The following is a 10,434-nucleotide window of genomic DNA, read 5'->3' as shown; positions in this document are numbered from 1 at the left end:
CTGATATCGCTTGGTGTCCTTGACAGTCACATCCGCCCCGTTGAAGGGGCCCGGGAAGAATCCTTTCCCCGATGGCGCGGTCCTCGAACCGTCCGGATGAGTGGCGGGCTGCATGAGCTGCAGTTCTTTCACGAAGATTGTTCCTTCAGGGAAGACGCCNGTNTTCTTGTAGATATCGTAAGAGCCAGGCTCGATATATACGTTATGAAATTCAGGGAAGTTTGCTTGTGGGGGGTTTAAGAAATTGGGCGTCAGTGGCGAACCAACATAAACCCACTCGTGAAAGTTCTTCGGCAGAACAAGGTCGCCATCCTTCGTGTATTCAGGAAGATAGCGGCCGGTGGCGTGCCAATCGTCGGGCGGTGGAAGCTGTGGTTGCTGTGCGAAGACTGCGGTCGCTATAGCGCCGGCGCCTAGGATGGCGGAAAGTGCTAGTACTGTGCGTCTCATGATCTCTCTCCTTAGACCAGCCGCATGTCGCCGAATGCGTAACGACGGCATTCGTGCGTAGGTGGTCTCATTGACTACGCACAGATAAGATTAAGCGTGGGCGCCTTAGTGCGGAAGCAACGAAGGATCATGAAATTAATGCCCGCCGGGAATGACGTTCTCTCGAACTAATGATGTTTGGCTATGCATCGATGACTCTGGCGCGCCCGGCGGCGGCGACGTGATGCCCGCCGTGCACATGAACACGCGCTTCGTCGTCACGACAAAAGCCTGGTCGGCGGCGCCGATCTCACGCCGGTGCTCGACCGGCGGCGCACGCAAGAGGATGCAGACACGATTGCCCTCCACGCCGCGATGCAGGCAGCCTGCACCAGGCCGAACGGCGTCCCCGACTACGACAAGTACAAGAAATGGTGCGACGAGTATTTCTATATGCCGCACCGGAAAGAAGCCCGCGGCATTGGCGGCATCTTCTACGCCTGACATGACAGCGGCGATTGGGAAGCCGGTCTCGCCTTCACGCGGGACGTCGGCCGCGACCTCCTGAAGATCCATCCGCAACTCGTGCGGCGCAATTTCGCGACCGCCTGGACGCCCACCGATCGCGAGGAGCAATTGGTTCGGCGCGGGCGTTACGTCGAATTTCAACCTGCTCTACGACCGCGGCACCATCTTCGGGCTCAAGACCGCGGGCAATGTGGATTTGATCCTGTCGTCCCTGCCGCCGGAAGTGAAATGGCCATGACCGCGATGAAACCCCTCGCCCGCGCCATGCTGATCGTCATGGATGACGCCATCTTGTCCGCCTATGGCCGTCCCGAGATCGCGTCGAACACGATCGCAACCGAGTTCGCGGCAGAACTTGCACCGTCGCCCTCGTACCTTAGAATCTGATTATCCTCTCCGGCAGCATCGCCGAGAACATCGCCATAACCGGGGGTCATGCAAATTATAACTGAGACGAGCGCGAAGTGCTCGGCGTGATGAGCTACGGTCGAGCGACGGTCAGGAGAGATTGAGATGGTCGATCTGGACGCATCGGCAAGATGGCAAGCAGGGCACAATAGACATTTGTGTGTGGATATAGTGCCGGGGCAAAGAGCGTTGACGTCGCTCAACGGGACGTTCGCTACGGACGATAGCAATTGTGTGGCCGAAGCGTACGAACGTCATTTCCACGACTCTCTTCAACGCCTGCACGGGGAGCAGCGTTATCGCGTCTTCGCCGACATCGAACGCATCTCCGGCCGCTTCCCAGCCGCCAAATGGCGCCGGTCTGACGGAACCGTAACAGAGATCACGGTTTGGTGCTCGAATGACTATCTCGGCATGGGACAGCATCCGGAGGTGGTGAGCGCGCTGACCGCAACGGCACACCGCTGCGGCGCAGGAGCGGGTGGAACGCGCAACATCGCCGGAAATAATTCCCCCTTGGTTGATTTAGAGGGCGAGCTTGCTGATCTGCATGGCAAGGAAGCGAGCCTCGTCTTCACCTCCGGCTACGTATCGAACCAGGCCAGCATCTCGACGATCGGTAAGCTGATCCCAAACTGCCTGATCCTATCTGATGCATTCAACCACAATTCGATTATCGAAGGCGTCCGTCAATCAGGTTGTGAAAAGCGGATTTTCCGCCACAACGATCTCGGTCACCTTGAGGCGTTGCTGCGCGAGGCAGGAGACCGCCCCAAGCTTGTCGTGTTCGAGTCCGTGTACTCGATGGATGGCGATGTGGCGCCGATCGGCGCCATCTGCGACCTTGCGGACCGGTATGGCGCGATGACCTATCTCGATGAGGTTCACGCGGTCGGCCTCTACGGCGCTCACGGGGGCGGGATCAGCGAGCGTGATGGCGTGATGCACCGCGTGACGCTGATCGAGGGTACCCTCGCCAAGGGATTCGGCTGCGTTGGCGGCTATATCTCGGCGTCGCGATCGATCTGCGACGCGGTGCGCAGCTTCGCGCCCGGATTCATCTTCACAACGGCACTTCCTCCAGCAATTGCCGCCGCAGCCCGTGCGTCCGTTCGTTACCTGAAGCACTCGTCTGCCGAACGCGAAGCACACCAACGGCAAGCCGCTGCAACGAAACAGGCGCTCCAAGCCGCCGGGCTTCCGGTCCTCCCGACCGAAACCCACATCGTGCCTGTGATTGTGGGCGATGCGGAATTGTGCAAGGCGGCAGCCGATCGCCTTCTGGAGCGCCACTCCATCTATATCCAGCCGATCAACTATCCGACCGTTCCCCGTGGGACGGAGCGTCTGCGCATCACGCCGTCGCCATATCACGGGGATACCCACATAGCGGAACTCGCAGCTGCGCTCGCTGAGACCTGGGACACACTCTCTCTTGCCTGAGAGCCGGCTTGGGAGCGCCACCAAGGACCCGTTGACGATTGCCGCGAGCACGTCGGGCGCGTTCTTCAAGACCAGACCGCGCCTGGCGACGCCAGGCGATCATGATCGCCGAAAGGCATCCGATATGATCTTGCAGGATGCGCGATGGCGCGGGAACGTTCGTAGTGGGTGATCGCTTGCGGATCGGAACACGGAAGAGCGCGATGGCGTTGGCGCAGACGGGAGAAATCGCGCGCCGACTGACCGCGACCGTGTCCGGTCTCGATGTCGAGGTGGTCAAGTTCGATACAACGGGCGATATCGATCAGACCAGCAAGCTCCTGCCCCATGGCGGCAAGGGCGGCGCCTTCGTGGCGCAGATTCGCGCCGCCGTGCTCAAGGGCGAATTGCACGCCGCGATGCATTCGCTCAAGGACATGCAGGGCAATGAGGATACGCCGGGGCTCGTGATCGGCGCGACCTTGTCGCGCGATCCGCCGGGCGACGTGTTGGTGGTGCGTCCGGGCCTTTCGCTTGACGAGCTTCGCTGCTCACGCGGCAAGGGATTCAGGATCGGCACCAACGCGGTGCGGCGCGCGGCTTACGCGCGGCGGCTGTTTCCGGAGGTGGAAGTGATCCACTTTCGCGGTGCGGCCGACACGCGCGTGCGCAAGCTTGACCTGGGCGAGAAGCAACGCCTGCCGGAAGGCGGATCGGTGGGACCAGCGGACGCACTGATCATGGCGCGCTCGGGCCTCGAACGCGTCGGTCTTGCTGATCGCATCGCTTACGAATTTTCGACGGCTGAAGTGCTGCCCGCGGTGGGCCAGGGTATCGTCGCGGTGGAGTGCGCGGCGGCGGACTGGCAGACCCGTATGCTGCTGTCGCGCATCGATGATGCGACGGCGCATGCCTGCGCGGACGCCGAGCGCGAGGTTCTGTGGGTACTCAACGGCCATTGCAATTCGCCGATCGCCGGGTTCGCCGAGATCAATGGTGCCGAGATGACGCTCCGCGCCTTGGTGCTCGATTTGGACGGCGGCTTCATGATCGAAGCCTCGCGGGCGGGCCCCGCCGGCCGCCCGCGCGAGCTCGGCCGCGCCGTCGCCTTCGATCTCTTGGCCAAGGGCGCCGCCGAGATCATCGAGCGCAGCCGGCCGAAGTGAATTGAAAATGGTCAAAAAGAAAGGCCTGCTTGCGGGTAGCAAGAGGCCCAGGTCAACTGTCGGCCCACGAGCCGCACCCCGTGACTGGCGCCTCCGCCAAATATGATCGATGTCAGCCGCACGGAATTGAGCGGACGGGGCTGGCACCACATGATGGGGGGCGCGATGAAGGGCTGCTCCCCGGTGATGCTTCGGGTCATGTTCGCGCTTATCGACAGCGATGGTGACGGGAACCATCTCGTTGCAGGAGTTTCAGGCCTCTCACGAGCGAATTTCAAGGCCATGGACGCTAACAAGACGGCAAGCTGACCGAGGAAGAGATAGCGGCGTTCTTCCACGGGACCGCGAGATCGGTTCCGCAGCGCCTGCTGGAACGGCTCAGCGCGGGTCTCGCACCCGCCGCACCATTTGTTCGACATGCGCGATCGGCGTCTCCGGCAGAATGCCGTGGCCGAGATTGAAAATGAGCCGGCCGCTTGCGTAATTCACCAGCACGTCGCCGATGGCGGCATCGAGCGCGGCGCCGCCGGCGATCAGTGCCAGCGGATCGAGATTGCCTTGCACCGCGACCTTGCTCTGCACCTGGGTTCGTATCATTGGGGGCTCCGCCGCCCAGTCAATGCTGACGGCATCCACGCCGGTCGCCGAAACATAGGCTGGCAACAGCGCACCGGCGCCGCGCGGAAAGCCGATGATCTTCGCATCGGGTCTCTCCCGGCGGACGCCCTCGACGATGCGACGCGTCGGCTCGATCGACCAGCGTTCGAATTCGCGAGTCGGCAAGACGCCGGCCCAGGTATCGAAAATCTGCAGCGCGTCGGCACCGGCCTCGAGCTGGCCGAGCAGGTAGCGCACGGAGTTCTCGACCAGCGCGTCGATAATTTTCGCGAAGGCCTCGGGGTGGCGATAGGCCATCAGCCGCGCCGGTGCCTGATCGGGCGTGCCGTGGCCTGCCACCATATAGGTCGCAACCGTCCAGGGCGCGCCGCAGAAGCCGATCAACGCGACGTCGGACGCGAGCGCGCCGTGCACGCGGGCGAGCGCCTCGAACACCGGTTCGAGCTTCCTGAAATCGGCCTCTCGTGCCAACTGCCCGATCTTCTCCGGTGTATCCAGCGGGTCGAGCCGCGGACCTTCGCCGGCCTCGAAGGTGACATTGCGCCCAAGCGCGTAAGGAATGACGAGGATGTCGGAGAAGATGATCGCGGCGTCGAAAGCGAAGCGGCGGATCGGCTGCAGCGTAACTTCGGCGGCCAGTTCCGGCGTGAAGCAGAGATCGAGGAAGCTGCCGGCCTTGGCGCGCACCTCGCGATATTCCGGCAAGTAGCGCCCGGCCTGCCGCATCATCCAGAGCGGCGGCACGTTCGGCCTGCGCCCCGCGAGCACGTCAAGAAAGGGGTTAGGTTGAGAAAGCGAGTTCAAGTACTGGCTCCGCGGGCATGTCCAGGGCGGCGACTGCTCCTGATACACCGTGGATGCGGGCTTGGCCAAGTCGCGCTGCCGTGGCGCGGCGCTTTGTCCGGGAGGACCTCTTCGGTTGAGCGGGAACGCTGTTCTGGCGGTCGCGTTGATAACGATTTGGGTGAGGAGCTCTGGAGGCTTGCTGCGGCCGAGAAATTCAATCTTGCACCCTGCGACAAGCCTACCGCTGATCCGTGCGAGGCCGAGCGCCGAGACCAGGAACTCCATGCGAAACTCGGGGCCGGGCTGATCAATACGTTGCCGCATATGCGAGCTGCCTCAGGCGGCGCCCGACCATAACCAGGGTTCATGCAAATTATAACTAATAGGAGAGCGAACTGCTCTGCGTGATGAGCTACGGTCGAGCGACGGTCAGAGGAAATTGCGATGGACGATCTGGACGTATCGGCAAGGTGGCAAGCAAAGAATCCGACACACGGAAGCGTCGGTAACAGACATTTGTGTGCGGATATAGTGCCGGGGCAAAGAGCGTTGACGTCGCCCAACGCGACGTTCGCTACGCGCGATAACAATTGTGCGGCCCAAGCGTACGAACGTCATTTCCACGACTCTCTTGAGCGCCTGCACGGGGAGCAGCGTTATCGCGTCTTCGCCGACATCGAACGCATCTCCGGCCGCTTCTCAGCCGCCAAATGGCGCCGGTCTGACGGTGCCGTTACGGAGATCACGGTTTGGTGCTCGAATGACTATCTCGGCATGGGACACCATCAGGAGATCGTGAGCGCGCTGACCGCAACGGCACACCGCTGCGGCGCAGGAGCGGGTGGAACGCGCAATTGCGCTTCCGGCTAAAAGATGTGATGCGCCCCAATCCAGTCCTTCTATCACGGTGCTTGAAATAGTGGGCAGCCCCGAAGAACTGAACTTCCTCATCCTCTTGAGCGGGACTTCCCAACGGCGCCGCCTTTCGCTCGAACACGCTGATCCAGAATCGTTCATTTCGATAGGCCCTCTAACGCGGCGTTCGAAAACGATCCGAATGAGACAACGGGTTACCAGAAATCAAAATGGATATCACGCAGCGGTGCCATCTCCTGATCGAGGATCTGTCCGTCGCGCGCGGCGAGCGCGTGGTGTTCGGCGGGGTGTCTTTGAGACTGGGCTCGGGCGAAATCGCCGAAGTAACAGGTCCCAATGGAGTGGGCAAATCCACACTTTTGCGAGCAATCGCCGGTTTCTTGCCACTCGGATCCGGCCGAATGTCATGGGTCGAGTCCGAAGCCACGGATTCGGCGCCCCTTGCGGAGCGCCTCCACTACGTGGGCCATCTCGACGGGCTGAAATCGGCGTTGACCGCCCGCGAAAACCTCGAGATCGGCCTGGGGATTTTGGGGCGAGGTCGGCTAACCCCGTTAGAGGCGCTGGATCGTATGGAGTTAGTCCACGTTCTCGATCTGCCTGTCGGCTATCTCTCCGCGGGGCAGCGTCGCCGTATCGCATTGGCCCGGCTCCTGGTTGCCGATCGCCCTCTATGGTTGCTCGACGAGCCGCTAACCGCGCTCGACCGGCACGCACGCGCCTTGCTGAAGGCTATTGTCGCCCACCATCTCGGAAGCGGAGGATTGATGCTCGCCGCGACCCACGAACCACTCGGTCTGCCGGGGACAATCCAAGTCAGGCTCGGAGCGAGGTGAGGCTCGTCCCGTTGGGGTGCGGTCGGCCCCCCCGTAGCCGTCTGTCTCAAGGTCGGGAGAGAAGAGGTCACGCCGCTTTTCTGATTTCCCGGGAGCGGTCTCGACGCGATGGCGACGCCGGATGGGGGCCATGACCCGGATTCTCCTTGTCGTTTTTCTTCGCGACCTCATGCTGGCGCGCCGCATCGGTGGAGGCGGGGTTCTCGGCGTGGTCTTCTTCCTCAGTCTCGTGACGGTCGTACCTTTCGCGATCGGACCTGACCTGCACTTGCTGTCGCGCATCGGTCCAGCCATTCTGTGGATAGCGGCGCTCCTCGCGAGTCTATTGGGCCTTGACCGTCTGTTCCAGGCGGATCACGAGGACGGTTCGCTGGACCAGATGTTGCTGTCGCCGGCGCCCCTAGAACTCGTTGTTCTGGTGAAGTGCGTAGCCCACTGGTTTGTCACGGGGCTGCCGCTCGTGCTGCTCTCGCCTTTGTTCGGCCTGATGTTGGACTTGGACGGCCCGGCGCTCCGGGCGGTGGCAGCGACGTTGTTGGTTGGTACGCCGGCTTTCACCTTTCTCGGAGCAATCGGTGCGGCCCTTACCGTCACGCTGCGGCGCGGTGGTCTCTTGCTGTCGATCCTCGTCGTGCCACTAGCCGTACCGGTGCTGATCTTCGGTGTCTCCGCGGCGCAGAGTGGCACAGTACCCTTTCTGACGCCCTTCCTGGTCCTCTGCGCGCTCGGACTCGCATCCGTCGTCCTCGCCCCAATCGCCGCATCCGCAGCACTTCGCGGCGCGGGAGAATGACGAGCGCATGCAGCGGAAAGGGTTTGCTTCGGAGCTCGCCGCCGTGGAACGACTCCGCACGCCTCCGAAGCTAAGACGGCTTGACCATCGGGAAACGCCTATAACGGAGTATCGGCGTCTAACACAGCCGCGAGCCGATCCCGCTCGGCTTGGCTTAAGGGCGCTACCGGCGTGGCCTGCAGGCGGCGCAATCCGAACAGGAGAGCAATCCCGCCCGCTGCGAGCACAAAAGCCGGCATTCCCCAGAGGAACGCGGTTTCCAAGTCGAGTGGTGGTTTCAGCAGGATAAAGTCCCCGTAGCGCTTCACCACAAAGGCGCGGACCTGCTCGTCGCTCTCGCCGAGATTAAGGCGTTCACGCACCAGCAGTCGGAGATCTCGCGCGAGCTCTGCCTTCGAATCGTCGATCGACTGGTTTTGGCAGACCGGGCAGCGCAGCCCGGCGGAAATAGCGCGCGCGCGTGCCTCAAGTTTCGGGTCGTGCAGGACCTCGTCTGGCTGCACCGCCCTTGCCAAGCTGGGCGCGAGGCCTGCGAGTACGATCGAAAGCAGAAGAATACGACGAAGCGAAGTCATTCGGCGGGCTCCGGCGCTGCGGAGTTGGCCGCAGCGCGGACGCGAGCCCCGCGGCGCGCGAAGCCGATTCTGAGGCGTCGATCGGACAACGACACGATCCCTCCGAACGCCATGATGACGGCGCCGATCCAGATGGTCGTCACAAGCGGCTTCCAGAACATCCGCGCATCGATCGAACCATCCGCGTGCTGGTCCCCGAGCGAAATGTAGATCTGGCCAAAGCCCAGCGTCACGATGCCTGCCTCGGTGATGGTGGTCTGTCGCGAGGAAAAACTGCGCTTGGCGGGCTCGACGGTGGCCACGGCCGCGCCGCCCCGGCTGATGACCGTATTGGCGAGGACTTCGGAATAGTTCGGGCCTTGTCGCGATCGAAGATTCTCGATGGTGGCTTGATAGGGGCCGAGATCGATCCCCTGGCCAAGCTTGACGGTCGCGATCCTCTCCACGCCCCAACCGGTCGCCGCCAAGCCCATGAGTGCCACGCCAAGGCCAGCGTGAGCGATCGCCGTACCCCAGGCGGAGCGCGGCAGCCCGACCGCGCGGGCAAGCATCACCCGAGCGGGCTGCCCACGTGCCCAGATCCGCGACGCCACATCGGCGCACGAACCGACGATGAGGTAGACGGCGAGGCCGAGACCGACCGCGGCGAGAACGGGACCGCCTCGCGTGACAGCAACGAGCACAAGGGCGACCACGAGGCCCCCCAAGGCTGCGACCGTCACCCGTTGCGCCGCGCCGAGCAGGTCGCCACGCTTCCAGGCGAGTGACTGACCGAGCGGCATCAGCAGAACGATCGTCGCTACTAGCGGGCCGAGCGTCAAATTGAAAAACGGTGCGCCGACCGAGATCTTGTCCCCGGTCAGAGCTTCAAGCGCGAGCGGATAGAGCGTGCCGGTCAGGACCGTAGCGCAGCAGGTGGTGAGCAGCAGGTTGTTCACTGCGAGCGCGCTCTCGCGTGACACGGGCGCGAACAGACTACGCTGGCTCAGGGAAGGCGCGCGCAAGGCATAAAGCGCGAGGGATCCGCCGATGAACTCGGTCAGGATGAACAGGATAAAGACGCCGCGCGCCGGGTCGCTGGCGAAGGAATGAACGGAGGTCAGCACGCCTGAGCGCACCAGGAATGTGCCGAGCAGCGATAGCGAGAATGTAAGTATCGCCAGGAACAGTGTCCAGATCTTGAGGGCTTCGCGCTTCTCCATGACGGCAGCCGAATGCAGGAGCGCGGTACCCGCAAGCCAGGGCATGAGCGACGCGTTCTCGACCGGATCCCAGAACCAGAACCCGCCCCAGCCTAGGGTGTAGTAGGCCCAGTACGAGCCCATGGCGATGCCAAGCGTCAGAAAGATCCAGGCAATCAGTGCCCAAGGCCGAACGTAGCGGGCCCAAGCGGCGTCTAGTCGGCCGCTGATAAGCGCCGCCACCGCGAACGAGAACACGATCGAGGAACCGACATAACCGAGGTAAAGCAGCGGCGGGTGTATCGCGAGGCCCGGGTCTTGAAGGAGCGGATTGAGGTCCTGGCCTTCAAAAGGCGCCGGAAACCGTCGCACGAAGGGATCGGAGGTGAACAGGATGAAGCAGAGGAAGGCAAGGGAGATCCAGCCTTGGACCGCTAGCGTATTGGCGCGCAATTCGTTCGCCATGCCGCGCTCGAGAATCGCCACTGCCGCTCCGAACGCCGCGAGGATGAGAACCCAAAGCAGCATGGATCCTTCGTGATTGCCCCAGACGCCGGCGATTTTGTATATAAGTGGTTTGGTGGTGAGCGAGTTCTCGACGACTGTCACGAGACTGAAGTCGGACACCACATGGGCGTAAGTCAGTGCCGCGAAGGCATAGCCCAACAACAGGAACTGGGTGATGGCGGCCGGGACCGCAATGGAAGCGAGTCCAGAATCACCACTGCGGGTCCCCCAAAGCGGCAGAACTGATTGAAGCAGCGCGACGGCGAGAGCCAGAGCGAGAGCGTAATGTCCGGTTTCGACGATCATCCT

Annotated in this window: 10 protein-coding genes and 2 pseudogenes; 8 read left to right on the top strand and 4 right to left on the bottom strand. The window is 62.5% G+C overall.

Features of this window, described 5'->3' with window-relative positions:
• Positions 1-450, bottom strand: a 450-nt coding sequence (locus tag A3AI_RS0139895) for a cytochrome P460 family protein (RefSeq protein ID WP_024520838.1), incomplete at its 3' end; no start/stop codon positions are given.
• Positions 451-673: 223 nt separating this feature from the next.
• On the opposite strand from A3AI_RS0139895, the pseudogene A3AI_RS46955 reads away from it, so the two are divergent.
• From A3AI_RS46955 to A3AI_RS49715, 5 genes and pseudogenes are all read left to right on the top strand, one after another.
• Positions 674-1,195, top strand: a pseudogene (locus A3AI_RS46955) (coproporphyrinogen III oxidase); the annotation flags it as partial.
• Entirely contained in the window at positions 1,192-1,344 is a 153-nt protein-coding gene (locus tag A3AI_RS46950; protein ID WP_245287067.1) for a hypothetical protein, read from the top strand. The pseudogene A3AI_RS46955 and the gene A3AI_RS46950, both read left to right, overlap by 4 nt.
• 126 nt (positions 1,345-1,470) lie before the next feature.
• Complete coding sequence (gene hemA, locus A3AI_RS0139880; RefSeq protein ID WP_245287066.1) at positions 1,471-2,808, top strand: 5-aminolevulinate synthase; 1,338 nt, start codon at positions 1,471-1,473, stop codon at positions 2,806-2,808.
• Between the two features lie 137 nt (positions 2,809-2,945).
• A complete protein-coding gene (gene hemC / locus A3AI_RS0139875; protein ID WP_051382760.1) occupies positions 2,946-3,953 on the top strand; it encodes a hydroxymethylbilane synthase in 1,008 nt (335 codons plus the stop codon).
• 102 nt (positions 3,954-4,055) lie between these two features.
• Positions 4,056-4,262 (top strand): hypothetical protein, encoded by a 207-nt coding sequence (locus tag A3AI_RS49715; protein WP_245287065.1) that lies wholly within the window; start codon positions 4,056-4,058, stop codon positions 4,260-4,262.
• A 69-nt stretch (positions 4,263-4,331) separates the two neighbouring features.
• Here A3AI_RS49715 and hemE read toward each other — a convergent pair whose 3' ends face one another.
• Positions 4,332-5,375, bottom strand: a complete 1,044-nt coding sequence (gene hemE, locus A3AI_RS0139865) for a uroporphyrinogen decarboxylase (protein ID WP_036051457.1) — start codon at positions 5,373-5,375, stop codon at positions 4,332-4,334.
• Positions 5,376-5,801: 426 nt separating this feature from the next.
• Here hemE and A3AI_RS0139860 point away from each other — a divergent pair.
• From A3AI_RS0139860 to ccmB, 3 genes and pseudogenes are all read left to right on the top strand, one after another.
• A pseudogene (locus A3AI_RS0139860) lies at positions 5,802-6,218 on the top strand (5-aminolevulinate synthase); the annotation flags it as partial.
• 224 nt (positions 6,219-6,442) lie between these two features.
• Positions 6,443-7,069: a heme ABC exporter ATP-binding protein CcmA gene (gene ccmA, locus A3AI_RS0139855; protein WP_024520832.1), complete on the top strand. Its 627-nt coding sequence runs from the start codon at positions 6,443-6,445 to the stop codon at positions 7,067-7,069.
• Positions 7,070-7,199: 130 nt separating this feature from the next.
• Positions 7,200-7,862 carry a heme exporter protein CcmB gene (gene ccmB, locus A3AI_RS0139850; protein WP_024520831.1) on the top strand — a complete coding sequence of 221 codons (663 nt, stop codon included), beginning with the start codon at positions 7,200-7,202 and terminating at the stop codon, positions 7,860-7,862.
• A 98-nt stretch (positions 7,863-7,960) separates the two neighbouring features.
• On the opposite strand, the gene A3AI_RS0139845 is transcribed toward ccmB, so the two are convergent.
• Complete coding sequence (locus A3AI_RS0139845) at positions 7,961-8,437, bottom strand: cytochrome c-type biogenesis protein (protein ID WP_024520830.1); 477 nt, start codon at positions 8,435-8,437, stop codon at positions 7,961-7,963.
• Positions 8,434-10,431 carry a heme lyase CcmF/NrfE family subunit gene (locus A3AI_RS0139840; RefSeq protein ID WP_024520829.1) on the bottom strand — a complete coding sequence of 666 codons (1,998 nt, stop codon included), beginning with the start codon at positions 10,429-10,431 and terminating at the stop codon, positions 8,434-8,436. Before A3AI_RS0139840 ends, A3AI_RS0139845 begins: the two co-directional genes overlap by 4 nt.
• Between the last annotated feature and the right edge of the window lie 3 nt (positions 10,432-10,434).

This window comes from Bradyrhizobium sp. Tv2a-2 (assembly GCF_000472425.1).
Taxonomy (GTDB): Bacteria; Pseudomonadota; Alphaproteobacteria; order Rhizobiales; family Xanthobacteraceae; genus Bradyrhizobium.
Note: the sequence above shows the minus strand (reverse complement) of the source record. Positions and strands in the feature narration are given on the sequence as shown.